This is a genomic window from Vibrio sp. Vb1574, from assembly GCF_033338675.1.
The window spans coordinates 37,967-64,915 of the sequence record NZ_JAWOTC010000025.1 but is presented as its reverse complement, the minus strand read 5'-3'; the positions used below and the strand labels follow the sequence as shown (position 1 = coordinate 64,915).

The 26,949-nt window shown below is 45.2% G+C and carries 25 protein-coding genes; 12 read left to right on the top strand and 13 right to left on the bottom strand.

Annotated features, from left to right (window positions below; all coding sequences use genetic code 11):
• The first annotated feature begins 245 nt into the window (after positions 1 to 245).
• A complete protein-coding gene (locus R7O12_RS15610) occupies positions 246 to 842 on the top strand; it encodes a LysM-like peptidoglycan-binding domain-containing protein (RefSeq protein WP_256901135.1) in 597 nt (198 codons plus the stop codon).
• A gap of 91 nt (positions 843 to 933) precedes the next feature.
• Here the strand turns inward: R7O12_RS15610 and R7O12_RS15605 are convergent, their stop codons facing one another.
• Positions 934 to 1,395: a GNAT family N-acetyltransferase gene (locus R7O12_RS15605; RefSeq protein WP_213915200.1), complete on the bottom strand. Its 462-nt coding sequence runs from the start codon at positions 1,393 to 1,395 to the stop codon at positions 934 to 936.
• 142 nt (positions 1,396 to 1,537) lie between these two features.
• On the opposite strand from R7O12_RS15605, the gene dbpA reads away from it, so the two are divergent.
• Positions 1,538 to 2,935: an ATP-dependent RNA helicase DbpA gene (gene dbpA / locus R7O12_RS15600; RefSeq protein WP_318100833.1), complete on the top strand. Its 1,398-nt coding sequence runs from the start codon at positions 1,538 to 1,540 to the stop codon at positions 2,933 to 2,935.
• Positions 2,936 to 2,989: 54 nt separating this feature from the next.
• Here dbpA and R7O12_RS15595 read toward each other — a convergent pair whose 3' ends face one another.
• Both R7O12_RS15595 and cpdB read right to left on the bottom strand, forming a co-directional pair.
• Positions 2,990 to 3,568, bottom strand: coding sequence for a Crp/Fnr family transcriptional regulator (locus R7O12_RS15595; protein WP_171344405.1), 579 nt, complete (start codon positions 3,566 to 3,568; stop codon positions 2,990 to 2,992).
• 97 nt (positions 3,569 to 3,665) lie between these two features.
• The gene (cpdB, locus tag R7O12_RS15590) at positions 3,666 to 5,627 is read right to left on the bottom strand and encodes a 2',3'-cyclic-nucleotide 2'-phosphodiesterase (RefSeq protein WP_258670860.1); all 1,962 of its coding nucleotides are present in this window, start codon (positions 5,625 to 5,627) and stop codon (positions 3,666 to 3,668) included.
• Positions 5,628 to 5,902: 275 nt separating this feature from the next.
• Here cpdB and cobA point away from each other — a divergent pair, with 275 nt between their 5' ends.
• From cobA to cysC, 5 genes are all read left to right on the top strand, one after another.
• Positions 5,903 to 6,778 carry a uroporphyrinogen-III C-methyltransferase gene (gene cobA, locus R7O12_RS15585; RefSeq protein WP_031780800.1) on the top strand — a complete coding sequence of 292 codons (876 nt, stop codon included), beginning with the start codon at positions 5,903 to 5,905 and terminating at the stop codon, positions 6,776 to 6,778.
• A gap of 59 nt (positions 6,779 to 6,837) precedes the next feature.
• Positions 6,838 to 7,746 carry a sulfate adenylyltransferase subunit CysD gene (gene cysD, locus R7O12_RS15580; RefSeq protein WP_005379592.1) on the top strand — a complete coding sequence of 303 codons (909 nt, stop codon included), beginning with the start codon at positions 6,838 to 6,840 and terminating at the stop codon, positions 7,744 to 7,746.
• An 18-nt stretch (positions 7,747 to 7,764) separates the two neighbouring features.
• Entirely contained in the window at positions 7,765 to 9,195 is a 1,431-nt protein-coding gene (gene cysN / locus R7O12_RS15575; protein WP_017633444.1) for a sulfate adenylyltransferase subunit CysN, read from the top strand.
• 250 nt (positions 9,196 to 9,445) lie between these two features.
• Positions 9,446 to 11,170: an SLC13 family permease gene (locus R7O12_RS15570; RefSeq protein ID WP_005379596.1), complete on the top strand. Its 1,725-nt coding sequence runs from the start codon at positions 9,446 to 9,448 to the stop codon at positions 11,168 to 11,170.
• A 24-nt stretch (positions 11,171 to 11,194) separates the two neighbouring features.
• Positions 11,195 to 11,812 (top strand): adenylyl-sulfate kinase, encoded by a 618-nt coding sequence (gene cysC / locus R7O12_RS15565; protein ID WP_005379598.1) that lies wholly within the window; start codon positions 11,195 to 11,197, stop codon positions 11,810 to 11,812.
• An 89-nt stretch (positions 11,813 to 11,901) separates the two neighbouring features.
• Here cysC and R7O12_RS15560 read toward each other — a convergent pair whose 3' ends face one another.
• The 7 genes from R7O12_RS15560 to R7O12_RS15530 form a co-directional block, all read right to left on the bottom strand.
• A complete protein-coding gene (locus R7O12_RS15560; RefSeq protein ID WP_064353580.1) occupies positions 11,902 to 12,807 on the bottom strand; it encodes a TIGR03899 family protein in 906 nt (301 codons plus the stop codon).
• Positions 12,808 to 13,129: 322 nt separating this feature from the next.
• The gene (locus tag R7O12_RS15555; protein ID WP_318100827.1) at positions 13,130 to 13,624 is read right to left on the bottom strand and encodes a DUF3299 domain-containing protein; all 495 of its coding nucleotides are present in this window, start codon (positions 13,622 to 13,624) and stop codon (positions 13,130 to 13,132) included.
• Positions 13,625 to 13,628: 4 nt separating this feature from the next.
• Complete coding sequence (locus R7O12_RS15550; protein ID WP_258481022.1) at positions 13,629 to 14,888, bottom strand: ABC transporter permease; 1,260 nt, start codon at positions 14,886 to 14,888, stop codon at positions 13,629 to 13,631.
• Positions 14,885 to 15,613 (bottom strand): ABC transporter ATP-binding protein, encoded by a 729-nt coding sequence (locus R7O12_RS15545; RefSeq protein ID WP_042522447.1) that lies wholly within the window; start codon positions 15,611 to 15,613, stop codon positions 14,885 to 14,887. Before R7O12_RS15545 ends, R7O12_RS15550 begins: the two co-directional genes overlap by 4 nt.
• Before the next feature lie 52 nt (positions 15,614 to 15,665).
• Positions 15,666 to 16,319, bottom strand: a complete 654-nt coding sequence (gene zrgA, locus R7O12_RS15540) for a zinc uptake protein ZrgA (protein WP_054576634.1) — start codon at positions 16,317 to 16,319, stop codon at positions 15,666 to 15,668.
• A gap of 134 nt (positions 16,320 to 16,453) precedes the next feature.
• Positions 16,454 to 16,753, bottom strand: a complete 300-nt coding sequence (locus R7O12_RS15535; RefSeq protein WP_318075941.1) for a DUF2607 family protein — start codon at positions 16,751 to 16,753, stop codon at positions 16,454 to 16,456.
• Between the two features lie 227 nt (positions 16,754 to 16,980).
• Positions 16,981 to 17,532, bottom strand: coding sequence for a YtfJ family protein (locus R7O12_RS15530; RefSeq protein ID WP_005383122.1), 552 nt, complete (start codon positions 17,530 to 17,532; stop codon positions 16,981 to 16,983).
• Between the two features lie 215 nt (positions 17,533 to 17,747).
• Here R7O12_RS15530 and R7O12_RS15525 point away from each other — a divergent pair, with 215 nt between their 5' ends.
• A complete protein-coding gene (locus R7O12_RS15525) occupies positions 17,748 to 17,948 on the top strand; it encodes a DUF1107 domain-containing protein (protein WP_005379612.1) in 201 nt (66 codons plus the stop codon).
• A 70-nt stretch (positions 17,949 to 18,018) separates the two neighbouring features.
• Here R7O12_RS15525 and msrA read toward each other — a convergent pair whose 3' ends face one another.
• Entirely contained in the window at positions 18,019 to 18,657 is a 639-nt protein-coding gene (msrA, locus tag R7O12_RS15520; protein WP_005379620.1) for a peptide-methionine (S)-S-oxide reductase MsrA, read from the bottom strand.
• A 167-nt stretch (positions 18,658 to 18,824) separates the two neighbouring features.
• On the opposite strand from msrA, the gene R7O12_RS15515 reads away from it, so the two are divergent.
• Genes R7O12_RS15515 through R7O12_RS15500 form a run of 4 tightly spaced genes read left to right on the top strand, consistent with a single transcriptional unit; the run spans position 18,825 to position 25,102 of the window.
• On the top strand, positions 18,825 to 20,537 hold the full coding sequence (locus R7O12_RS15515) for an autotransporter assembly complex protein TamA (RefSeq protein ID WP_005383121.1): 1,713 nt from the start codon (positions 18,825 to 18,827) through the stop codon (positions 20,535 to 20,537).
• Entirely contained in the window at positions 20,534 to 24,298 is a 3,765-nt protein-coding gene (locus R7O12_RS15510; protein ID WP_318100824.1) for a translocation/assembly module TamB domain-containing protein, read from the top strand. Before R7O12_RS15515 ends, R7O12_RS15510 begins: the two co-directional genes overlap by 4 nt.
• A 44-nt stretch (positions 24,299 to 24,342) precedes the next feature.
• Positions 24,343 to 24,690 carry a gamma-glutamylcyclotransferase gene (locus tag R7O12_RS15505; RefSeq protein WP_033906019.1) on the top strand — a complete coding sequence of 116 codons (348 nt, stop codon included), beginning with the start codon at positions 24,343 to 24,345 and terminating at the stop codon, positions 24,688 to 24,690.
• 49 nt (positions 24,691 to 24,739) lie between these two features.
• Complete coding sequence (locus R7O12_RS15500; protein WP_005379633.1) at positions 24,740 to 25,102, top strand: DUF2799 domain-containing protein; 363 nt, start codon at positions 24,740 to 24,742, stop codon at positions 25,100 to 25,102.
• A gap of 73 nt (positions 25,103 to 25,175) precedes the next feature.
• On the opposite strand, the gene ppa is transcribed toward R7O12_RS15500, so the two are convergent.
• Positions 25,176 to 25,706 carry an inorganic diphosphatase gene (ppa, locus tag R7O12_RS15495; RefSeq protein ID WP_005379635.1) on the bottom strand — a complete coding sequence of 177 codons (531 nt, stop codon included), beginning with the start codon at positions 25,704 to 25,706 and terminating at the stop codon, positions 25,176 to 25,178.
• A gap of 127 nt (positions 25,707 to 25,833) precedes the next feature.
• Complete coding sequence (gene fbp, locus R7O12_RS15490) at positions 25,834 to 26,850, bottom strand: class 1 fructose-bisphosphatase (RefSeq protein ID WP_005383114.1); 1,017 nt, start codon at positions 26,848 to 26,850, stop codon at positions 25,834 to 25,836.
• Between the last annotated feature and the right edge of the window lie 99 nt (positions 26,851 to 26,949).

Below are 26,949 nucleotides of genomic sequence, written 5' to 3'. Positions count from 1 at the left end.
TAATTTCAGACATGAATGTCGCTCTTATTAGGAGTGATAAAGGTAACAGGATATCAGTTTCGAGCTTAGGTTTAAATGATTGCGACTGAATGCTTAATTGAGGCGACCAGGTTGTGACTTATCTCTTACTCCAAGTGAAATTTCTGCTAATTTAATCCCAATTCCATTTTAGTTTGGTGAAAAACATATACTCTCCGCGTCGGTATTTTTATACTGGCCGTAGAAGTATTAAGGGACTCATTACAATGAATCGTCGCAGAAAGAAAAAGCAGCAAGTCGACTATGTCGAATTGGTTAAACAAAAATTCGCTGCTATCGACTGGAAGCAGCCGTTCAACAAAGAGCAATGGTTGGAGCGTATACAGCCTGTTAAGCAGTTTTGGTTGCGTCTGCCTAAATTTCACCAGCGTGCTTTGATGGTCTTAGTGCCATTGATTCTGGTACTCCTTGTTATTCCTTTGCCTAATAAAGCAGACCAGCCAGTTGAGCAGACTGAGGTCGATCATCAACGCGTAGCGATTGAGCTGAACGCGCAGAGTTTAAGCCAGCAGAGAACCTCTCAGAACTCTGGACCGAAATCTGAAGACTGGAAAGAGTACACGGTTAAAAATGGTGATACATTAGCGCAGGTTTTCAGAAGTAATCAGCTCTCTATGGCGGATCTTAGCGCTCTGGTCAACATAGAAGGCAGTGATAAGCCGCTAAGCCAAATAAAGCAGGGACAATTGATTCGCTTTAAGCTTAGTGACGAAGGTGAGTTAGATATGCTACAGCTGGAAAAAAGCGGGCGGTCCGTTATGTTTTTCCGTTTATCGGATGGGACCTTTGGACGTAACAAGTAAACGCTTCAAATGAAAAGACGCGAAGATATCGCGTCTTTTTAGTTAGTCTTTCATAGCGATTAGTTTTCATAGTAACCAATCGAATTGAAGCTTATTGCGCTACGGATTCTTTCCGCATATCCACATGAGGGATACCATCTTCAAGGTAGCACTCTGAGATAACCTTGAATCCATGACTTGCATAAAACGGGATGAGGTGTTCTTGAGCACCTATATCGATTGTCTGCCCTGGCCATAATGTTTCGCATTGTGCCAAGGCCTTGTCCAATAACTTATGACCTAAGCCACCGCCTCGCGCGATCTGCTTTGTCACCACTCGACCAATACTCACATTGTCATACGTAGTGCCTGCGGGCAGTAATCTTGCGCAAGCAACCAGTTCATCACCGTGATAGCCTATTAGATGATAAACGCCTTCCAGCGTGTCCTTACCATCAAGTTCAGGGTAAGGGCAGGTTTGTTCAACAACGAATACATCCACACGCAATTTCATCATTTCATACAGCTGCGTGGTTGTTAGCTGAGCAAAGGGCAAAGTAATCCAAGTGAGCATGTTGTTATCCGTAATGAGAATAGAGTGACTGACTTTACTTTGTTTTGAGCTCATACTCATTAACAAAGGTTAATTAGCACTGGTTTTCCCACCAAATCTGGTGATAATGTGCCCTCTTTCCATCTCACCTGAGGATATCCCCGTGAGCAAACAAACATTCGATCAAGTTGGGCTTAACCCAGCGTTACTTGCCACACTTGATTCCCTGAACTATACCCACATGACGCCAATTCAAGCTTTGAGCTTGCCTGCAATCCTAAAACATCGTGATGTCATCGGGCAGGGTAAAACGGGCTCAGGTAAAACCGCTGCATTTGGTTTAGGGGTTTTATCGAACCTCAACGTCAAACGCTTTCGTGTCCAGTCATTAGTATTGTGTCCAACACGTGAGCTTGCAGATCAAGTAGCGAAGGAAATTCGTACTTTAGGTCGCGGCATTCATAATATTAAAGTGCTTACTCTCTGCGGTGGGATGCCTATGGGGCCACAAATTGGTTCGTTAGAGCATGGTGCGCATATCCTAGTTGGTACTCCTGGTCGTATTTTGGATCACCTTGAAAAAGGCCGAATTGATCTTAGCGAACTGAATACCTTGGTGCTAGATGAAGCTGATCGCATGTTGGACATGGGTTTCCAAGACGCATTAGATGCAATCATCGATGCAGCGCCAAAGCAGCGTCAAACTCTACTTTTCAGTGCTACTTTTCCAGAAAAAATTGAGCAAATTGCGCAGCGTATAATGCAGACACCGGAAGTGATTAAGGTGGAATCGACGCATGATACTTCAAGCATTGCGCAGTACTTCTATAAAGTTGAAGGCTCGGAAGCGCGTGATGAAGCATTGGCGAATTTGCTGCTGACTCACCAACCAGAGTCCGCGGTGGTTTTTTGTAATACCAAAAAAGAAGTACAAAGTGTCGCAGATGAGTTGCATCACAAAGGATTCAGCGTTATCGATATCCATGGGGACTTAGAGCAGCGTGAACGCGACCAAGCATTGGTGCAGTTTGCTAACAAGAGTGTGTCTATCCTTGTTGCAACAGACGTTGCAGCGCGTGGTTTGGACGTTGATAATCTTGATGCTGTCTTTAACTTTGAGCTATCGCGCGATCCTGAGGTTCATGTGCACCGTATTGGTCGTACAGGTCGTACAGGTCGTACAGGTCGTGCGGGTAGTAAAGGTTTAGCGTTCAGCTTTTTTGGTGAGAAAGACGGTTTACGTGTAGCTCGTATTGAAGAATACCTAGAGATGGACGTGGTACCAGCAACATTGCCTGCCAAATCAAATCAGCAGCCATACCAAGCGAAGATGGTTACGATTAACATTGATGGCGGTAAGAAACAGAAAGTACGACCGGGTGATATTTTAGGTTGTTTGACAGGAAAAAATGGTATTCCAGGCTCTCAAGTCGGAAAGATCCACCTATTCCCTGTGCGCGCTTATGTTGCCGTCGAAAAGTCTGTGGCTAAAAAGGCTCTACAGACCATTAGTAACGGCAAGATGAAAGGGCGCCAGTTCCGGGCGCGAATTCTTAAATAGCTCAAATAGCAGAGAAAAAGCTCTTCGTTTGAAGAGCTTTTTTCTTTTTGGAGTTTATTTGAGAGTGTGATCTTTGGTTAAGCGTGCTTTGATTCGACTCAAACTGATTGGCGTAATGCCCAGGTAGGCCGCAATTTGACTATCGGTAATACGTTGCTTTAAATCTGGGTAATGAGCGCAAAATAATTGATATCGTTCCTCTGGAGAGTAGAGCAACATAAAGCGTTCTTTATTCTCTTTATTAACCAGTTGGTTTTCGAGTAGCTTTAAGTAAATGGCGTGCTTTTCTGCTCGCCAGTGATGCAACGTTTCAATTGGCAAGCAAAATAGCTGACAAGCGCTCAGCGTTTCCAATAAGTAAGGCGAAGGTTGGTCCTTTATTATGCTCTCAAACCCGATAACCCAGTCCTTCTCCCAATAAAATTCTTTACTGAATTCTTTGCCGTGCTCAGTAAGATAGCTTGCGTGGCATAACCCCTCAATGATGAAGTAAAGGTGTGAGCTCAACTCCCCTTGGTGATTAAGAATGTGGCGTGTAGGCAGTTCGAGTAACTCACCATTTTCAATAAGTTGGTTTGCTTCTGTCTCTAAAAAGCCATGTTTGACTAAGTCTGAAAAAAGATCGCTGTGCATGTGATAACTCGGAAACGGTTTTCTTTATTTTAACGGGTTTTATTGATAACAAAAAAGCGGCTCATGAGAGCCGCTTAGTGTTGTTGTCAAATCAACCTTATTTATTCAGATCGATTTGATAAATTGCGAAACCAATGTCGTCTGTTGACACGCGTTTCATTGGGTATTGTCCTTTCTCTTTGATGAACTGCGCTGCTTTATCGCTAGGGGAGGTTTCGAAACGAATATCTAGCTTGTTATCGGACTTAATCGGTGCGAAAGACCAGTTGTTGTCAGCGCTTGGTGTCACTTCTCCTTTTTCTTCACTCACGCGAGAAATATAAGTGGCGACGACAGAGCGGTTTTCATCTGGTGCGTCAAATGCAATGAAATCTGGGCCTGTACCAGGAAAAGTATTGCTATAAGCACGGTAGTTATTGGTTGCGATGATGAAATCTTGCTTCGAATTGACAGGCTTACCATTAAACGTCAGATTCACAATGCGCTGAGAATCTGGATTAATCACTTTACAATCCGCATCGTACTTCGGCGGTTGGGTAACGTCGATTTGGTAGTTAACTCCATCAATAACATCGAAGTTGTAAGTACGGAAATTATCCCAATCAATCAAAGATTGCGGTTTAGGATTGTTGATGTCGATGTGGTTGAATTGACCCGCACTGCACTCTAGCCATTCGCGAACTTCTTTACCTTTCACTTTCATCGCAACCAAGGTGTTTGGGTATAAGTAAAGATCGGCCGCATTACGAAAGGTGAGCTGACCGGATTCTACTTCTGTAAAGTTATTCGGATCGTTCTTACGACCGCCGACTTTAAATGGTGCTGCCGCACTCAGTACTGGAATGTCAGAAAGGTCTGGGTCGCCTTGAATAAAGCGTTCTACGTAGTCTTTCTGAGCAAGGTTAACGATTTGAATGGTGGGGTCGTCCTGCACTAATGCCAAGAAGCTGTACATGACATCATTTGCTTTGCCGATTGGTTGGTTTACAAATTCACGAGTGCCTTTGTGATCTTCTTCTAACGCTTTCACAATATCTTCATCGGCTTTAGCTAATGACTTCTTATTTACTTTATCGAAGATAGGGCGTGCTTCTGCTTGGCCTTCGATGACTTGCCATCTGCCGTCTTTCTCTTTCAGCATCAAATCCATCACACCTACGTGACTTCCCCAGCGACCCGGCATCACGGACGTTACACCATTGATGGTCCCTTTATCTATATCAACACCAGGTAGGTTTGCGAAGTCTTTCCCTGGGAAGACTGCGTGAGAGTGGCCAAAAGCAATTGCATCAATACCTTCAACTTCTGTGAGGTAGTAAACAGAGTTTTCAGCTCCTAGCTTGTATGGATCAGTAGAAATGCCCGAGTGTGGAATCGCCACAATCACGTCTGCGCCTTCTTTCTTCATTTGAGGAATCAGTTTCTCTGCTGTTTCCTTAATGTCTTTAGCAAAGACTTTGCCTTCTAAGTTCTTCTTATCCCACACCATAATTTGTGGTGGTACAAAGCCGATGTAACCCACTTTTATTTGATGCGCTTCGCCGTTTGTGTCTTTAAAAGTGTGAGTTTTGATGAGGTAAGGCTTGAAGTAATGCTCACCGGTTTGTTTATCAAATACGTTTGCGTTGATGTAAGGGAAGTTTGCCCCCTTCAACGTCTTTTGTAGAAAATCTAAGCCATAGTTGAACTCATGATTGCCAATGTTGCCCACATCGTAGTCTAGCTGGTTCATCGCTTTGTAGACTGGGTGCACGTCGCCGGGATTAATCCCCTTTGCTGCCATGTAATCGCCCATTGGGCTGCCCTGAATTAAATCACCGTTATCTACTAGTACCGTGTTTTCTGCCTCGGACTTAGCTTGTTTCACTATTGTCGCAGCGCGACTTAAACCGATTTGCTGTGATGGTTGGTCTTTGTAGTAATCGTAATCCATCACGTTGGTGTGAATGTCGGTGGTTTCGATAATACGAAGCTTGATGGTATCGGCCATTGCTGGGCCAGCAAGCGTTAGCATGCCACTTAAAACTGCGAGGGAAATAGGATGAACTGCCACTTTCATTTGGTGCTCCAATTCAATGATAAGGGGAAATCGTACTGCGTAATGTATCAAATACAGGTGCAACTCGATGATAAAGATACAGAAAACTGTGAACATTAATCAGTTTACTGAACCTTATTCATATTAACCGCCGACTTTTTCACGCTTTTGAATGAGACCAAACAAAAACTTCTTAGCAGATTTTTGAATAAAAAATGAAATTTTAGAATTTCAGGTAATATAAACGCCCCGCCATAATGCTTGCATAACGATATCAATGGACGATGAGCAAGCACATGGCAACGAACGATTCAGTCACTTCTTTCCCTAAACCAAAGCCCCGGTTAGTTTCTGACAACCCAGTCGCTGGTGTTACTCGTTTTGCAAAGCAATCGCTACAGCCTGGTGAAGTCGCCTTAGTCGGTGCAGGACCAGGCGATCCTGAACTTCTGACGGTGAAAGCACTGAACTGCTTGCAGCAAGCTGATGTGGTTTTGTACGACTACTTGGTGTCTGAAGAAATCATGGCATTGATTCCAAGCGATACGATTTTGGTGTGCGTTGGGAAGCGAGCTGGGCATCACAGTGTGCCGCAGGAGAAGACGAATCAGCTTTTGGTGGATTTTGCCAAGCAGGGCTACAAAGTAGTGCGCATTAAAGGTGGGGATCCGTTTGTATTCGGTCGTGGTGGTGAAGAGTTAGAAGTGCTTGCTGATGCCGGCGTTCGTTTTCAAGTTGTCCCTGGCATTACCGCAGCAGCTGGCGCAACCGCTTATGCTGGTATTCCACTGACTCATCGTGATTATGCGCAATCGGCCATCTTTGTGACTGGCCACTTGAAAGAAGAAAGTGATGAGATGGATTGGTCCACGTTGGCGCGTGGGAATCAGACTTTAGTGATCTACATGGGGCTGATGAAATCACACTATATTCAGAATCAACTCATTAAGCATGGTCGTTCAGCGTCGACTCCGATTGCCATTATTGAGCGTGGCACGCAGATTCAACAAAAAGTATTTACGGGAGAACTCTCCCAACTCTCTGATTTATCGAAGGAAGCACAGTCGCCATCTTTGATTGTTGTCGGAGAGGTAGTGCGACTGTCTCAAAAGTTAGACTGGTTTTTGTCTAGTACTGAATTCAACAAAAGTGCTATTGCCAACTCCATATAATTTCAGACCAAAGATTAGAGACGTAATGCGCCTTCAAGCTTAAAAAGGAAATACAAAACATGGACCAACAACGTTTAACTCACCTTAAACAACTCGAAGCGGAGAGTATCCACATCATCCGTGAAGTTGCGGCTGAGTTTGATAACCCAGTCATGATGTATTCGATTGGTAAAGACTCATCAGTGATGCTGCACCTAGCGCGTAAAGCTTTTTACCCAGGTAAGATTCCATTTCCATTGCTGCATGTCGACACCGATTGGAAGTTCCGCGAGATGATTGAATTTCGTGATCGCACCGCGGCCAAATACGGTTTTGAGCTTTTGGTACATAAGAATCCAGAAGGTCTAGCCATGGGCTGTAGTCCGTTTGTTCATGGTTCTTCTAAGCACACTGACATCATGAAGACTCAAGGCTTAAAACAAGCGCTGAACAAGTACGGTTTTGATGCGGCCTTTGGTGGCGCGCGCCGCGATGAAGAGAAATCACGGGCGAAAGAGCGCGTGTATTCATTCCGCGATAAGAACCATACATGGGACCCTAAAAACCAACGTCCTGAGCTATGGAAGACGTACAACGGTCAGGTTAATAAGGGTGAGAGCATTCGTGTATTCCCACTGTCTAACTGGACTGAGCTTGATATCTGGCAATACATCTATTTAGAAAACATCGAGATCGTGCCGCTTTACCTCGCGGACAAACGCCCAGTTGTTGAACGCGATGGCATGCTGATCATGGTTGATGATGATCGTATGGAGCTTCAACCGGGTGAAGTGATTGAAGAGAAGAGTGTGCGCTTCCGTACCCTTGGTTGTTATCCATTGACTGGGGCTATCGAGTCTGAAGCAAACACTTTAACTGGCATTATCGAAGAGATGCTGGTGGCAACGTCGAGTGAGCGCCAAGGCCGAGCGATCGACCACGATCAGTCAGGATCGATGGAGCTTAAGAAACGTCAAGGTTACTTCTAAAGGATCTAAGGAAAGATAATGAACAGTGCAGTTGAAGCTCAATTAGCCGAGCTTGGTATCGAAGGCTATTTAACACAACACCAGTACAAGTCGTTACTTAGATTCTTGACTTGTGGCTCGGTGGATGACGGTAAAAGTACATTAATCGGTCGCTTACTCCATGACTCAAAACAAATTTATGAAGATCAGCTAGCGGCAGTGCATTCAGACAGCCAACGTGTGGGTACCACGGGTGAAAAGCCCGACCTTGCGTTGTTGGTCGATGGCTTACAAGCTGAGCGAGAGCAGGGGATCACGATTGATGTGGCTTACCGCTATTTCTCGACGCAGAAACGTAAATTCATCATTGCAGATACTCCTGGACACGAGCAGTACACACGTAACATGGCTACAGGCGCATCGACATGTGACTTAGCTGTGATTCTGGTTGATGCACGTAAGGGCATTCTCGATCAAACTCGTCGTCACTCTTTCATTTCCAACCTGTTGGGTTTGAAGCACTTTGTTGTGGCGATCAACAAGATGGACTTAGTGGATTACTCCCAAGAGCGCTTTGAAGAGATCCGCGATGAGTATCTGAAGTTCTCTGAGAATCTGACAGGGGATATTGATATTCAAATCATCCCGATCTCAGCGCTTGAAGGGGACAATGTGGTGGATAAAGGCCAAAACCTGACTTGGTTTAAAGGCCCATCATTGCTTGAGCTTCTTGAAACGGTCGATGTGGATCAAGAAAAAGGCGCGGGTGAATTCCGCTTCCCTGTGCAATACGTTAATCGTCCTAACCTCGATTTCCGTGGTTTTGCGGGGACCATTTCTTCTGGTTCGATCAAAGTCGGTGATGCCATTAAAGCTTTGCCATCGGGTAAAACGTCAACTGTGGCACGTATTGTGACCTTTGATGGTGATATCGAAGAAGCTCGTGCCGGATTAGCTGTCACTCTGACGCTAAGCGATGAGATCGATATTAGCCGTGGCGATTTGATTGTTCTAGATAATGCTCAAGTGGAAACCACAAACCATTTGCTTGCCGATGTGGTGTGGATGACAGAGCAACCCCTGCAACCGGGTCGTGACTATGACATCAAAATCGCAGGTAAGAAAACCGTAGGTCATGTTGAAGCGATTCGTCATCAATATGACATTAATAATCTCTCGACTCATAGCTCGGCAGAGCTGCCATTGAATGGTATTGGTTTGTGTGAATGGTCTCTTAATGAGTCAGTCGCGCTGGACAATTATCAAGACTGTGCAGATACCGGTGGCTTTATCATTATCGATCGTCTGACAAACGTGACGGTTGGTGCTGGCATGGTTAAAGAGAGCCTCGCCGTGGTTGAGCGCGATTTGACGGACATCTCTGCGTTTGAAGTTGAGCTTAATGCGCTTGTCCGTAAACACTTCCCACACTGGGAAGCAAAAGACGTCAGCCAGTTTCTGAAAAAGTAACTGGCTCACCCAAGTACGATAATTTCAGGCACTGTTTGCTGTTGTACTTGGGGTGTCGCTACCTAACTGAATTGCGAAATGTCGTTAGGTATTCTCCTAATACCAGAATGCTTCGGTGGAGCCCAAGAAACCGAGCATTCTGATGTTCTTTTCGCTTGCGCTGATTTTTGTCTGTTTGCTCGTTTGTCGGTGATTCATGGATAAATGAGTCGTTGTTGTGCCCTTTAGGGCTATTTGGTAAGGAAAGGCTATGTGGGAACAAGGGTTTGTGTTAGCGATTTTGCTTGGCATTATCACTTGCTTGCTTGTCACGAAAATTAAGCCTAGTTATGTCTTTGCGGGTGCCGCTTTTATTGCATTCATGGCTGGGATGATGGATTCAGCCACTATCGCATCCAATTTTACCAACTCTTCATTGTTAACCCTGGTTCTATTGATTCTTGCATCCTGTGCTCTAGAAAAAACACTGCTGATCAGTTGGGTGAGCCGAAGTATCTCTGAGGGCCAGTTAGGCAGCGTGATTGCTAAGCTCGGTGTATCGACAGCCTTGCTCTCTTCATTTACGAATAATACCGCTGTGGTTGTCTCATTGATTGGGGCGATTAAGCGTAATCAGCAGCATGCACCTTCGAAATTACTTATCCCATTGTCTTACGCCGCCATTTTTGGTGGCACGTTAACTTTGATTGGTACGTCGACTAACTTAATCATCAACAGCTTTGTTGAAGACGCAGGCTTACCGAGCCTGAGCTTTTTTACACCTACGATGATAGGTTTGGCTGTGCTGGTGGGAGGGATGCTGATTCTTATCCCGCTCAGCTACTTGCTACCGAATTATGATGATCAAAACCAAGAAGATTTACCTTACTTTCTTGAGTCTCGCGTTGAGCCTGGATCACCGCTAGTTGGGCGTACGATCAGCGAGAATAATTTACGTGCGCTGCGCAAACTGTTTCTTGCAGAAGTGGTGCGCGATGGTGTTACTGTTTCTTCTGTGGGACCGGATTTTGTGCTCAATGCAAAAGACCGCCTGTTATTTTGTGGCGATGTTGAGAGCGTCGCGACCCTGCAAGAAATTCCGGGCCTCAAGTTGTTTGGTCAGCAGCACTTAAATGGGCAAAACTTTATCGAAGTTGTGGTGAGCTCGTCGGCGACATTTTGCTACAAAACCCTCAAAGAGAGCCGATTCCGCGACCGATTCGATGCCGTTGTTGTGGCGATTCGCCGAGGCCACGAACGCCTAGAAGGTGGCTTGGGTAGCATTACCTTAGCGCCTGGGGACACGTTAGTTCTGGTTCCAGGAAAGCGTTTTGAGTCTGAACGCCGAGCTCATCGTAAAGAGTTTGTTTTAGTGCATGACTTGGACTCTAGCGCTCGGCTTGATACGAATAAGTCTTCCATTGTATTACTGGGCTTTGCAGCCGTAATTGGATGCGCTCTATTAGAGTTAGTGCCAATTATTAAAGGTCTAGCTGCGTACCTTATCGCGCTTATTGCGTTTGGTATTGTGCAGATTTCAGAACTGCGCCGCCGTTTTCCGATCGATATCGTCGTGATTGTCGGTTCCGCTTTGTCTATTGCTCAACTGATGATCTCTTCTGGATTGTCAGAAAGAATGGGAGTGATGTTTATTGAAGCGTTTAATGGCTGGGGAGTATTTGGTGCCTTGGTGGCGACTTATATCATGACATTGGTACTCACTGAATTGGTGACAAACAATGCCGCGGCTGCGCTTTCTTTTCCTATCGGCTATAGCATGGCGGTGGGTTATGGCGTGGATCCGATGCCATTCATCATGGCGGTTTTGTTCGGCGCGAGTGCGAGCTTTATCTCTCCCTACGGTTACCAAACTAACCTGCTGGTGTACAGCGTAGGAAATTACAAATTGACCGACTACGTGAGAATTGGAGTGCCAATTTCGATTGTGTACTCTGTATTAGTACTTACTTTGATCCCGGTCTTTTTCCCGTTTTAATTCCGATATTTACAAGGATACGTTATGACTGCCGAAACGACGGTAAAAGATGAAAACATTGTTTGGCACCAGCATTCGGTTGATAAACAGTTTCGTGCTGAATTAAAGAAGCAAAAACCTGCCGTATTGTGGTTCACTGGTTTATCTGGAGCGGGTAAATCAACCGTAGCGGGGGCGTTGGAAAATCGCCTTGCAGCATTGGGTTACCACACCTATTTATTGGATGGTGACAATGTACGGCATGGTTTGTGTAGCGATTTAGGTTTTTCTGAACAGGACCGTCGCGAGAACATTCGTCGCATTGGTGAACTGGCGAAGTTGATGGCAGATGCGGGTTTAATTGTTCTGTCGGCGTTTATTTCACCGCATCGTGCAGAGCGGAAGTTAGTGCGCGATTTATTGCCAGAAGGCGAGTTTATCGAAGTGTATGTCAATGCATCTCTAGAGGTTTGCGAAGGTCGAGATCCTAAGGGTTTATACCGTAAAGCCCGTGCGGGAGAGATTCCTAATTTCACTGGTATTGATTCGGAATATCAAGCGCCAGAGAACCCTGAAATCGATTTGCCCGCGGGAGAAAAGAGTGTCGATGAGCTGGTAGATTTGTGCTTAATCGATCTTAAACAACGCGGTGTGATCCGATAAAAAAGCATTTAGATCATAGGTGACCTAAAGCTCTTTGAGCTGCTTGAGAAGTATTTGGATCATAGGTGATCAAATGCTTCTCAAGCTGGCTAGACGGTATGATGAACCGTACTTTTAGCTTCACTATGGACACTAAATCTATGATTTAACAGTGCAAGCATTTGATCGTAGTATTCGGCATGTGGTTTGTTTCCGAGCAAGGTACAGAGCTCATTACCTGTGGGTGTGAAGCGGTAATATAAAAGGCGGACACCTTTGCTGTTTACGTTCAGTGACAAGTTTTTACCTTGGTAGGTGAGGGCCAACGGTGTCTCGATACTAATTTCGCCAGATTCAAGTTCGGCACTGTGCAGCAGCCCTAATTCAATTAAGAGCAACAAGCTTGAATACGGCAGTTGAAAACTTCCCATATTTAGGCTGTTGGCGACGTCTCGCTTGCCGAAGCTAAATATTCCTCCTTGCGCTTTGTAACCAATCAGCAGTTTTCTGCTGTGATCCCCTCCAAAACTGCACGCTAAAGAGGCGGCTCTTTGCAGAGTTTGTGCTTCCTTTGGTGACATGTCTTTGAGGGTTTTCAACGCTTTCATGGACGTTGAACCCGGATTGGTCACTTCACGCTTCATCACTTGAGCCCATAGCTTTTGCATCGCGCTGTTATGGATGTCTTGAGCCATCTCAAAAAATCGATGCAACCAATCTTGGTCTGGCTCTCCCGCTGTCTCATCTCGGCATGAACTGTGCGCTAATTTTAAAATCTGTTCTAAGTTTTTTTGTCGCTGTTCTTGGCGTCTTTGCTCTCGCAATTGGGCTCTTTCAAACGCAGATTTGGCTGGCGGTTCGGTTTGCAGTAAGGCGTCAAGACCGTGTATTTGGGCAATGGTTTTTACCTTACTAGCACTGTCTTTTATGTAGCCTTGTTTCTTTTCTTGTTGCGTATTTTTTTTTGTGTCTGACTGATGTTCGATGACAACAGGTTGCTTTGTCGGGTCTGCCATTCGTTTTCCTACCAAGAACTGCGCGGTTCGCACGTTTAAATTTACACCTTATCTGACCAAGCGACCAGACAGGAGTTCTCAGTTTTTGAACGAATAGGGCTATTCAAAATGATAATGAGTTGTTAAAATTGTTATCGTTATTTTGGAGGGGCTATGAAGTTCTCAGAAGCAGGTAAACTCAAAAAGCACCTGTCGATAGCGTTTCTTTTGGTTATTTATGTGGGCGTGTTAGCGTATTTATCTCGTTATATCGTGTAGCACAAAGCTAAAAAAGGCGCCAGTGTGACGCCTTAGGTGTAGCGAGGCTTATCGACGACTTAAATTACATATCGTCGTAGGCTTCTATTTCTGATCCCTCAATAACGTAAGCCGTTTCTGCCAGTTCGTGGTTTATCGTCTCGGTTTTCAACGTTCCAACCACATATATAACATCCCACAACTCTTGAACAGGAGCGCCTTTCGGAAACTTCACGTAAATGATCTGGTTTGGAGGCGGTGGTGGCACGTGAATACAAGCTCCAAAGTATGGCACTAATAAAAACTCGGTGACGGTATTGGCATCACCTTCAAGTGGGATAACAAACCCTGGAATTTTAACTTGGCTTCCGTTCAGTTCTGGTCGAACATTACCAATCTTGGACTGCTGCGCTGCGCCACCACTGTGATCAGATGCAGGCATGCCTATACTGTCGAACAATTTACGCTCTTTTTCTGTAACAAGGTCAATCCAGTCAAGCTTCAATGGTTCTTCGCTGGCCATAACAGGCGCTGTGAATGCGACGACCAGCAAGCAACTTGCGAGTATTTTTTTCCACATTTTATTAAATCCTTATTGTCATTCCGTCACTCAGTGACTGTCGGTAGGCGCGGAGTGCGGGAATGAAACCAATCACAATACCAGCGCATTGTACGAAACCTAATAGCATCCACTCATAAGTAGATAAGATGCTTAAGGTGAGATGTATTCCATAGTGCTGTTGGATGATCGGCTGCGCGATAGCAAGAATGGCATACAGCCCAGTAACGCCAGTAATAATACCAGCAGCAGTAAGCAAGCTAGCTTCACTAATTAAGAGTGAGAAAACATGACGAGGCCTTGCTCCCATGGCACGCAAAATCGCCATTTCACGGCGGCGTTCCTGTAGGCTAGTTAATAGACTGCTTAACATACCTAACAACCCTGCAATCACGACAAAACCAGATACTGCCATTAGGGCTTGCTCTGCAACCGACATCATTTCCCATAACTCATGCAACGCAACGCCGGGCATAATGGCGCTAAGCGGCTCTTTGGGGTAGGTGTTAATTTGTCTTTGCAGGGCGAAAGTTTGAATACGAGATTTCAAACCAACGAGCATAGCGGTAATTTGTTTGGGCTGAAAGTCTCTGTTTTTGAGATCTTGTGCCTTGGGTGTCGGGCCCAAACGCGCACCACTTTCCCACCCAACGTGAATGGCTTCGATTGCTTCCAATGATACATGGACGGTTTTGTCGACTGGTGTTCCTGTAGGTGCAAGGATACCGACAACTTTAAATGGCAGATTGTCATGACGGCTAAAGCCAACGTCGCTAATGCCGTGGGCAATGATGATTTCGCTACCGATATCATAACCAAGTTGTTTAGCGACATCAGAACCTAGCACGGTTTCAAATAAACCATTGAATTCTCTACCCTTGCTAAATGTTAGTGGTTGCTTACTTCCAAACTTGTAATGCTCAAAGTAACTGTGATTGGTTCCCATAACTCGGAAGCCTTTATGCGAGTCGCCAAGCGAGATTGGAATAGCCCAATCGACTGAACGATGATTGGCAAACTCTTGGTAGCTTTTCCAATCGATGTTGTTGGTCGCATTACCAATACGAAACACAGAATAGAGCAATAGGTTCACTTGCCCAGAGCGTCCACCAATAATGAGGTCAGTGCCTGAAATTGTATTGGCGAAGCTATCCTTGGCTTGAGTTCGGATACGCTCGACGCCCAAGAGGAGTACCACTGAAATCGCAACGGTCATGATGGTTAGAATTGCCGTAGCTTTGCGGTTCATCAAGCTTTTCCAGGCGAGCTTTACAACAGCACTCATGATATGGCTCCTAGGCTAGATACTTGATTAATGTCGGGTAGATTGAGCGTGCGATCGAATAAGGGTTCGAGTGTTGGGTCGTGGCTAACGAATACCAGTGTGGCATTGGCTTGATTCGCTTGCTCCATAAGGAGCTCAATAAATGCTTTACGATTGTCATAGTCTAAAGCTGAGGTTGGTTCGTCAGCGATCACTAACTCTGGATGTCCTATCAGAGCTCGAGCCGCAGCCACACGTTGTTGTTGACCAATACTCAATTCAGAGACAGGGCGTGTATGAAGCTCGTTTGGCAAGTGCAGTCGTTCTAGTAGGGCCTGAGCCTGTTCATTTAACGTTTGAGATGAGGCACCTAAATGGGCACGGTCACGTCGTATTTTACTGAACTGACATGGCAATAATACGTTTTCAAGTACGTTAAGGTACGGCAATAAATTGAACTGTTGAAAGATGTAGCCAATATGATTGGCGCGAAAGCGGTCTCTCTGACTGGCACTTAAACTAGCAAGGTCAGTATCGAGTACAGATAGAGAGCCTGAAGTTAATGTGTTAATCCCCGTCAACAAAGCGAGCAAGGTCGATTTACCGCAGCCACTTGGACCTTTGATAAACACATGCTCGCCTTGTGTAATGTGTAATTTGGGAATGTGGATGGTTGCGTTGGTTGAACCGGGCCAGAAAAATTGGGCATCCTCTAGCTCGACAACATTTGGTGTGGTTTCAGTCATATTAAATCACCAAAGCTGTGGCGTGTAAGTGGGTACTTACACGCCACTCGTGTTATTTGATTACGATTTGGGTGTTATCTTTGCTTAATTTAATTGCTGATTGCATGGTATCAGTGAATATATTGACGCTGATGGACTCTGTAGTTGGGAATTGGTTAAACCAATCGGTTTGGATTTGGCTAAGCTGATTAACTTGTTCGCAACTGAAGCGATATTGCACCGAAAATTCACCGTGACCGCCATGATCGTGCGCTTCATCATGAGCGTCATGGTGGTCATGTTTATCATGATGTTCATTATGATCATGGTGTTCGTGCCCTTCATGATCGTGATGTGCATGGTCATCATGGTCGTGCTCACTATGATCATGTTCCTCATGAGTTTCGCTTAGGTTGTGGCTCACGTAAGCTTCTTCAACACTACAATCAGCTTGTGAGTTAATAGCGAACAATGCGTTGCTGTCTTCGAGTGTAGCGACGGCTTGTTTAAGCGCTTGCTCTTGTTGTGCGTTTTCTGGAGCATGTTCGAAACCCACAACATCAGCTCCAGGAGCTGTGATCTCTACTAACAGATCTTTGCCATCTTGGGCGATATTAAACTCGACGTGACCATGCACATGAGCACCATGCTGGCGGTATTCGTTTGCATTCGCTGCTGTCGATAAAGTGAGGCCAATAGCAAGGGCTAAAACGTGTTTTGATGACATTGTATTTTTCCTAATTTTACTGGCATTAACCAAAGGCGGTATTGCTCAGATTCGAGTTTCACTAAGTTATTATTCCCTGACACACTAGGTGCGGGAATGAACTCAATAATTTTGAGTGTGGAATAGTTTGGAAATTAAGCAAAATAAGGAGGGGCACGAGCAGCGCCAAGAACTTCTTCGCGGTACACGAGATGCAAAAAAACATGATGATGCTGGGCGCGCGTAAAAGTCGGTGTAGAGAGGGTAGGTTGTACCTTTGCTATACCGTGCTGAACACCAGAAAATAATTGGCAATGATGATGGGTATGATGGTCGGGCGTCAGAGCGACTTGATGAAGTACAACCGCAAAGTTCCAAGCGATCAGCAACGCAACACTGAAAAATAAAGCAGTGCGATACCAATATCTTAGTATTTTTTGCTGGTGGTGGTACATCTGAGCTCCTCTTACCGACTGTTATAATATAACACCCATAATGAATAAAAGTTCACTCTTTTGTTGGCTAGCAGAAAAATTTAACTCAACACATACGTGCCGAAAAATATTGGTAATACTCTCTGATGGAAGTGTCGCACTTATAAAGAGCAGAGTTATCACTGCCCATGCTTCTAATCAAATTCATATAGCTCCTTACAACAGGAACAAGGAGCCATTCAATGAAGCTAGATGTTCTGTTTAATAAGCTCAATGACTTTTGTTATCTCATCTTGCTCAAGTGCGCCCTCTTTGACAAACAGAACTTTGCCCGTTTTGTCTTGAACAATAATGGCCGAGCTTTCTTCTTTCAGGTCCCAAGTATTAGCAACTACGCCATTTTCATCAAGAACCATGGATGACCAAGGAAACTCTTTTTTGCTGTCTTGAGCTGAAGACTTCACGAAAGAGCCTGTCCCCCAAATTGCATCATCTTGGTTGATGATAGTCGTCGTCTGGTAGCTTTCTTGTGGAAAATTTGCCGCTGTTATTGCCGACATTAAAGGGGCATTCATCTCTTTTGAACTGCTACGGCCTGCGATGGCTTGAATAACACGAACTTTGCCTTGCATATGTTGAGTTGCCCAGGGTTGGTATGCAACGCCTTCGCCTTGTAAAACAATCTCGCCGTAAGCGGCAACATTGACAGGAGGAACGCTTTTTCCTACTGACAAGTTGTGTGCAAAGGTCAAGCTTGGCGTTAAGGCCAGTAGTAGAGGTAGGAGAGTCTTAGTTTTCATATTGTTATATTCCGTACGAGGTTTGAAAGCTTCCAGTATATATCCAGATCTTAGAAATTTGTAGGACCGTTGATAACATTTATTTAACGTATGGAGTGGTGTAATCTTGCGTTATATTTAGAATTTGCTAAAATGATTTCCGTCGCAAATTGCGCATTAAGATTGCAGAGGAAAAATAAGCAATCCGTGTTTTCTCAAAGGAATTGAGGTGAGTTATGCTACGTGAGTTTGCTGTATATCGACCATTACAAGTGGCCCGTTTTGTTAAAACGTTGTTCAAAGGTCAATTTTTTATTGTTGGGGTTGGCTGTTTTCAGTTCGACAATGGCAAAGTGTTACTACCTGACGTCAACGATCATAAAAGGCTCACCATCTTTAAAGAAGTCAACCAAGTGATAGCATCATTATCGGCTTAGTTAGCTTGGTACCCACTTAGATTTAGAAAAGAGCGACCATATCGGTCGCTCTTTTTGTTGCTGGTTAGGTTTATCCTTGGAGGCTTGGTGGGAAGCAAACTCCCGTTCCTCCGATGCCACAGTAACCATCAGGGTTTTTCGCCAAATATTGCTGGTGGTAGGTTTCCGCAAAGTAATACGGACCTGCTGGTTGTATTTCGGTGGTGATGTTCGCGCGCTGCTCTTCTTGCAGTGCTTGCTGATACAAGAGTTTCGATTTCTCTGCGCTCTCGAGTTGCTCCGTCGAATAAGTGTAAATTGCAGAACGATATTGAGTACCTAAGTCGTTACCTTGACGCATTCCCTGAGTTGGGTCGTGTTTTTCCCAAAAAACAGCCAGTAGCTTTTCTAATGAGATGACGCGTTCATCGAAAACGACTCGTACGACTTCTGTATGACCCGTTTTACCCGTACAGACTTCTTCATAGGTGGGATTGGGTGTGTACCCCCCAGCGTAACCGACCGAAGTAGATACAACGCCGTCGAGTTGCCAAAATACGCGCTCAGCGCCCCAAAAACAGCCCATTCCGAGCAAAATCTGCTGTTGGTGTGACGCCAGAGGCGCCTTTAGGTTAGATTTATTTACAAAATGATGATCGTCAATCTGCATTGGTTGATCTCTACCTGGCAAGGCATCTTCTATACTGATCAATGTTTGTTTGTTGAGCATGGTATTTGTCCTTCAATACGTGTCTTAAATTTGCGAACTTTTTCATTTCGTCTGTATCTGATGCTGTGATGACATAGACCGCGTTAAACCTATTAATATTACAGACTTAGAATCTAATTGGCGTTATCATTATTTACGTTTACTTAACCTCATTCAGCCATAAAAGCATGATAAAAAAAGCTCTCCCCACCATTGTTGGCCTGTTTGCCTTTTCTCATGGTGCCTATGCCGATGTTTCTTTGACTTTGAAAGGCATTGATGGCGCTTTAGAAGAGAATGTCAGTGCGTATCTATCATCTATTCCAGAGAAGGATTACTCCACTTCTCTGCGTTTTCAAGCGAGATTAGATCAAAGTATCACTGAAGCGCTTAACGCGCTTGGGTATTATCATGCAAAAATTTCATACTCTATTCCTGAAGCGAATGATGAGTTAATTGTGCTCATCAAGCCGGGCTTGCCAGTGAAAGTGAAAGTCATGGATGTGGTCATCACTGGAGAGGCCAAGGACGATGAAGAGTTTGCAAAACTTATTGAGCGCTCTCCGCTCAAAGTTGGTCAAGTTTTGAATCAAGGCCAATACGACAGCCTTAAGTCAGGCATTCGTAACTTGGCGCTTCAGCGTGGTTACTTCAATGGTGAGTTTACGCTAAGTCGATTAGAGGTTATCCCTGATCTGAACGAAGCTAATGTCCGTTTGCACTACAGCAGTGGAATACGTTTCAATTTTGGCGACGTTTCTTTTATTGGCAACCACATCTGGGAAGACCGTGTCGCATCACTACAACCTTTTAAAGAAGGGGACCCATACAACGTTTCGAAGCTGGGCGAGTTTAACCAGAAGCTATCAAATACGGAGTGGTTTTCCTCAGTTTTTGTTGAGCCTGAATTGGATAGGCTTGATGATGGCCGAGACTTGCCAATTAAAGTGTCTTTATCTCCTGCTTCGAAGAATCAGATCGAGACGGGTATTGGTTACTCAACGGATGTTGGCGTTCGAGGAACGTTGAAGTGGAAGAAACCTTGGGTGAGCTCCCGAGGACACAGTTTCAACACTGCTTTATCCCTATCTAAGCCAGAGCAAACCGTGACTGCTTCTTACAAAATTCCTTTAGAAGATGTCGCTAACGATTATTATCAAGTTCAATATGGGCTTAAAAACCTAGACAACCGTGACACGCAGAGTATCGAGTCTAACCTTGCAGTGGAGCGTCATTGGTTAGCAGACGGTGGTTGGCATAATACCGTTTATGTTCGTCATTTGTACGAGAGCTTTACGCAAGGTTTACAAGATGATGAATTCAACTTCGTACTTCCAGGTGCGACATTTTCTCGGACTAGGGTTCGAGGGGGCAATATGCCAATGTGGGGAGACAAGCAAAGCATCACTATTGAGTATGGTGATACCGCTATGCTTTCTGAAACTAGAGTGCTCCGCTTAATTGGCTCGACTTCTTGGATTCGTGGTATTGGAGAGAATCATCGTGGTTTGTTCCGCTTAGAAGGTGGTGCGAATATTACCGATGAACTTGAAAAACTATCACCGTCGCTGCGTTTCTTCGCTGGTGGTGACAATAATATTCGTGGTTACGGCTATGAATCTATTTCACCTGTGGATGAGAGTGGTGCTTTGACGGGTGGTAAATACATTGTTAGCAGTACATTAGAATACCAATATCGTGTTTATGGAAACTGGTGGGCTGCAACGTTTTACGATATTGGTGATGCGTTTAATGAAACACCAGATTGGAAATCAGGTGCTGGTGTTGGTATCCGCTGGGCGTCTCCGGTGGGCCCTGTTAGTTTTGATTTTGCATGGGGGTTGGATGCAAAACCAGAACGAGAGTTTCGTATCCACTTCTCATTGGGGCCTGAGCTATGATCAAAATGATGTTTAAGTGGACCAAATGGCTGTCGCTCAGTTTGATTGGTCTATTGCTGTTGCTCATCATTATTGTCGCGACAGTTTTGTTTACCCACCCAGGCCTCAAATTTGCCTTGTGGGGAGCTGAAAAAGCATTACCACAATTGCAGATTGAAAAAGTGCAGGGTTCATTGTTTCCTCGCTTCGAACTGCATAACGTCAGTTTTGTCGATGAGTCTTTGAATATCGACGCCAAAGTCGAGCGTTTAGCTTTGGCAGTGAACTTCCGCTGTTTCTTTGACCCTAAGGTCTGTGTCGATGAGTTAAGACTGCAGGGGCTTGACTTTAAGATGCCAGAGCTACCGCCAGCAAGCGAGGAGCAAGAGGAAACACCACCACTGCGTTCTATCAGTACGCCAGTGCCAATTTTTGTTAATAAAGTCAGCTTTAATGACATCAATGTCAATGTGCTGGGCAATCAAATTGATTGGCAAACATTCTCGACCGCTTTGTCGATGCAGGGTGATCGTTTGGTGATCGCACCTACCGCGTTGAAAGACATTAATGTGGCTTTAGCACCAAGTGAGGCTGAACCTGAAGCGGCTGCCGAGGAGCCGAAAGAAACTGACGTTACGCCGCAAGATATTGTGTTACCCGAAGTATGGATTCCACTGACGGTGGAAGCGCGTCGTCTTGATATTCACAATTTCAAACTGGCAGGTGAAACGCCAGTGATCGTCAATCATCTTGGTTTGGTTGCAAGAGCAGGCGGTGAGCGTGTTGATGTCAAAACATTAGAGCTCGACATGCCAGAAGTGGAAGGCAAGTTGAGCACACAAGTGACGCTTTCTTCTGATTACCCTATCAAAGCGCAACTGGACGCGTTAGTGAAGCAAGCGGATGCGAAGGGACAAAAACTGTCGCTTTCGGTCTCGGGTTCGGTTGGTGATTTGTCACTAAATGCTACGCTTTCTGAGCTTATACAAGCGGAGATCAAAGGTGATATTCAACCGCTTAAAACACAGTTACCGTTTGATGTCGCGATTAAAAATGTACAAGCGCAATGGCCGCTATTTGGACAAAGCGATTACCAGGTTTCTGTACCAAGCTTGGCGGCAAAAGGCTCACTTGACGGCTACGAAGTCGCATTAGAAACCAAAGCGTCAGGCAAAGATATTCCCGCCGTTGATGTCGCACTAAACGGCAAAGGTACGTTAGAGCAAATTGACCTTGAAAGCCTTGTAGTGAAAACCTTAGGGGGCGAACTCTCTGGGAAAGTCATGGCCAATTGGGCCGCGCCAATCAACTGGCAAGCTGACTTAAACCTGAAGAACATTCAACCAGGATTGCAGTGGAAAGAAGCCGAAGGGGATATCAGCGGTAATCTTTCGACTTCGGGGTTGTTAACAGAACAAGGCGGTTGGCAAGTCAGTTTGCCTAAGTTAGACATTGACGGCATTTTGCGAGGTTATCCGCTGAATGTTGAAGGGCAACTTGAAGCGTCTGATAAGAACGGCAAAGGCGAAGACATCCAACTTACCACTCAGGGTTTAGCGCTTTCTCATGGTCCGAACCAACTGAGTGCAAAGGGTAAGATAGATAAGCAAATTCTGATGGATGTTGAGGTTAACTTCCCTGATTTTGCGAAAAGTGTTCCGGACCTTGCAGGTAAGATGCAAGGTAAAGTCGCACTACGTGGTAGCTTGAAAGAACCAGACATCAATCTTGATCTCGCTTTAAATCAGATAAACTGGCAGCAACAGGCGAACGTAGAAACGATCACCTTAAAGGGTGATGTGAAGCCTCTGCCAGCACCAAAAGCGAACATAAGCCTTATTGCGAACAACATTACCTATGACGACATAAAAGTTGATAGTGCTGACCTTGAAGTCTCTGGGGATGAAAAACTGCATCAACTGACGCTCGATGTAGTGTCTGACCTGGTGTCGACCAGTTTAGAAATTGAAGGGACATTCCAGCAGAAACCAGAAATGATTTGGGATGGGGCGCTGCGCCGCTTGACGCTGAGCTCGCAACAAGGCCCGTGGGCGTTGCAAAAATCGACCGCGGTCAAGGTCAATATCGACAAACAGATCGCGAACGTTCAAGCGCATTGTTGGTTGCAAGCGGAGTCGAGCGTATGTCTAACCGAAGACATTAGTGTTGGTAAGAGTGGCCAGGCGAAGCTAGCCATCAATGATTTTGATTTTGACCAAATCAAGCAATTCCTGCCGCCAGAAACCAAGCTGCAAGGCTCGGTTAATGCACAGGTTTTTGCTAAATGGGCACCAGAGAAAAAGCCCGAAGTAACCTTAAGTGTCAATATGCCAAAAGGCCAAGTTGAACAAGCACTTGAGCAGCCAATTAAAGTCGGTTGGGAAAGCTTCAACTTTAAAGCGGCATTAGCGAAAGACAAGCTTGATGCCGAGTGGCTATTTGATGTGAAAGATAACGGTGACTTGTCTGGTAAGGTTTCTTTACTGAATGTCTCGTCTGAAAAGCCCACTATTGATGGTAAGGTTTCACTCTCTACGTTCCACTTGGACTTCTTGGCACCGTTGATTGGTGAGTACAGCTTGTTTAAAGCAAACATGAATACTGACCTAGCGATATCAGGTGACGTTATGCATCCGAAGGTGAACGGTCAGTTCTTGATTGACCAAATGAAGCTACAGGGTGAAGTCACACCGATAGATATAAACTCAGGACAGGTCGTCATCAACTTTAAAGGTCATCAAGCGGACTTGGATGCTGGAATTTTAACCCCGGATGGTGAGTTGAACGTTACCGGTGATGCCGACTGGCAGGACTTACAGAACTGGCGCACTAAAGCGCGTGTATTTGCTAAAGAGCTCAATGTTGATTTGCCTCCAATGGTAAAAATCAAAGTTGAGCCTGACATGACAATAGATGTGACTCCTCAGCTTGCGAAAATTGAGGGTGATATTAATTTGCCATGGGGCAGAATTGTCGTCGAAGAGCTTCCACCAAGTGCGGTAGGCGTATCGAGTGATACCGTTATTCTCGATAGAAACTTGCAGCCAGTGGACGATGTGGCTGCGATGCCGTTTGATGTGGAAACGAACATCAACATTAAAATTGGTGATGACTTCCAACTTGCCGCTTTTGGTTTAAAAGGTGGGTTGAAAGGGAACCTAAACGTGACACAAAAAGACAAAGGTCCTTTCATCGTTGGTGAAGTGAATGTTGTCGACGGTTCTTATCGTTCGTTTGGTCAGGACTTATTGATTAAAGAAGGTAAGATTCTGATGAATGGTCCACCAGATCAACCTTACTTGTCTATCAAAGCGATTCGTAATCCAGACAATACCCAAGATGATGTCATTGCGGGGGTACAAGTGTCGGGCCCAGCATCTGATCCGAGTATAGAAATTTTCTCAGAGCCCGCGATGAACCAAGCCAATGCACTTTCTTATCTACTTCGTGGTCAAGATATTGATGGTGAAGCTGGTGGTAATGCAATGACGACTACCTTAATTGGTTTAAGCTTGGCGAAGAGTGGGCGTGTGGTTGGTGAAATCGGTGAAGCCTTTGGCGTACAGGATTTACAGCTGGACACTGCTGGGTCGGGCGATGACTCGCAAGTGACGGTGAGTGGTTATATTCTGCCAGGTTTGCAGGTGAAATATGGTGTCGGCATCTTTAACTCCCTAGGTGAGTTCACTGTGCGTTACCGATTGATGCAAGACTTGTATTTAGAAGCGGTATCTGGTGTAGATAGCGCCGTTGACCTACTCTATCAGTTTGAGTTCGATTAAAGTGCTTTAACCTAAGCATACACAGTCATGACTAAGGAGTGGTTATGCAGCATTTGATTTTTGTCTACGGCACGTTACGCAAGGGAGAGTACAACCATCAGTATTTGCGCTCGGCGCAGTTTCTTGGTTTACATGAAACGGATGCTCAATTTGCAATGTATGACTTAGGCCCTTATCCAGCGTTGTCTGATGGGCAACGCTCGATTCAAGGTGAAGTGTATCTGATTGATGATGAAACCTTATCCGAGCTAGATAGGTTAGAAGATGTGCCAGTGGAATATCGCCGAGAGAGCATCGTTACGCCGTTTGGCCAAGCTTGGATCTACTTATATCAAGATACTGAGCAATTAACCGAAGAAATCGCTTCCGGAGATTGGTGTCAAAAGGTGTGAGCTATACTGACATTATCAATAGCAACGAGCTAAACACTAAGGAGTCACGATGAAAACATTCGTAATTGGATCAATGGCGTTGCTTCTTGCTGCATGCGCACAAACAACACTACCGACTTCGAATAATGTGACCGATTGGCAAGTGTTTGGTAAGCAGTCAGCTTTAGATGGATTACGGGAGTTATCTGAGGAGCGAATTGCGAAGCTGGATGATGTTAACCATGCGACGGCAGAACTGATAATGGCTTATCAAGCGGGTTACCAGCAAGGCAAGCAAGAGTATTGCGAGCAAAGTGCTTATATGCTCGGTGTTATCGGGCGGCCGTATTTTGGCATTTGTGATGATGTTGACCCCTTCTTTCAACATGACTACGACGCTGGACGAATGTCTTCAGCAGGCGCACCTATCTAGTTGACACAGGTAAGATGAAAGCAAAAGAGCTGCCCTAGAGCAGCTCTTTTTAGTTTTGTATCAGCAGTGATGCTTATTTTTTCTGAGCGCGCTCGTAAGATTCTAGGATCTCAGCTTTGGCGGCAGCAACATCTGCCCAACCATCCACTTTCACCCATTTGCCTGCTTCAAGCTCTTTGTAACGCTCAAAGAATTGCGTGATCTGCGCTTTCAGTAGTTCTGGGATATCGTCCACATCTTGGATGTGCTCGTACTCTTTCGAGATTTTTGAGTGGGGAACCGCAAACACTTTTGCATCTTCACCCGATTCATCTGTCATCTTCAAAACGCCAACAGGACGGCAGCGAATGACTGAACCTGGCATGAGTGGGTATGGTGTTGGTACCAATACGTCGACTGGGTCGCCATCAAGAGACAGGGTATTGTTCACGTAGCCATAGTTGCATGGGTAGAACATTGGTGCAGACATGAAACGGTCGACAAATACAGCACCAGAGTCTTTATCTACTTCGTACTTGATTGGATCTGCATTTGCAGGAATTTCGATAACGACATAGATATCTTCAGGCAGCGACTTGCCTGCTGGTACATGGTTTAAGCTCATTAGAATATTCCTTTTCATTAACGATGAGTCACACAAAAGCGGCTTCATCTGATGATAAATTCGCGTTTCACTTTAGCGACAAAAACGCGGCAGGTAAACACCTGCCGCGTTGGACAAAGGTCTGAAATTATTCTTCGTCGCGGTGCAGTTCAAGGAACTCTTCAACTTTGCGAACCATGTTCTTCGAACCCACAAAGAAAGGTACACGCTGGTGCAACTCAGTAGGCTTGATGTCCATAATGCGATTCACGCCGTCCGATGCAATGCCGCCAGCTTGCTCAATGAGGAATGCCATAGGGTTACATTCGTAAAGCAGGCGTAGCTTGCCTTGTGGGTGGCTTTGTGTGCTTGGGTAAAGGTAGATACCGCCTTTCAGTAGGTTGCGGTGGAAATCAGCAACCAGCGAGCCAATGTAGCGAGAAGTGTATGGGCGACCGTCTTCTGGCACGTTTTCTTGGCAGTACTTGATGTACTTCTTCACCCCTTGAGGGAAACGAATGTAATTACCTTCGTTGATGGAGTAGATCTTACCATCATCAGGAATCATCATGTTTTCATGAGAAAGACAGAAGCTGCCGATAGATGGGTCGTAAGTAAAGCCGTTTACGCCGTTACCTGTTGTGTATACCAACATGGTGGAGGAGCCGTAAATTACGTAGCCCGCAGCCACTTGTTTGTGACCAGGTTGTAGGAAGTCTTCTTCAGTTGGTGGAGTACCGATTGGAGAAACACGACGGTAAATCGAGAAGATAGTACCAACAGAGACGTTCACATCGATGTTAGAAGAACCATCAAGTGGGTCCATCAGTACTACATATTTGGCGTTTTGGTTGAGTTCTTTATTGAACGCAACTGCTTCGTCTTCTTCTTCACTGGCAACGCCACACACTTGATCACGAGCTTCAAGCGCGGCTTTGAACTTATCGTTCGCGTAAACATCGAGCTTTTGCTGATCTTCACCTTGGACATTTTCCGTACCTACAGCACCAGTGATATCACCGAGACCCGCTGCGTTGATTTCGCGGTTAACGATTTTTGCAGCTAAACGAATGGAGGCTAAAAGGGATGATAGATCACCGCTAGCGTGGGGGAAATCCGCTTGTTTTTCGACAATGAACTCGCCTAGGGTGCGCAGTCCTGACATGGTTAATCCTTACATTTTCATTTCATTGGGGGTAGTGCGCAAGTGAGCATCTCTTTATGGATGTTAAACGATTGCGCTGGATGTAAGTTTAAGTCGCAG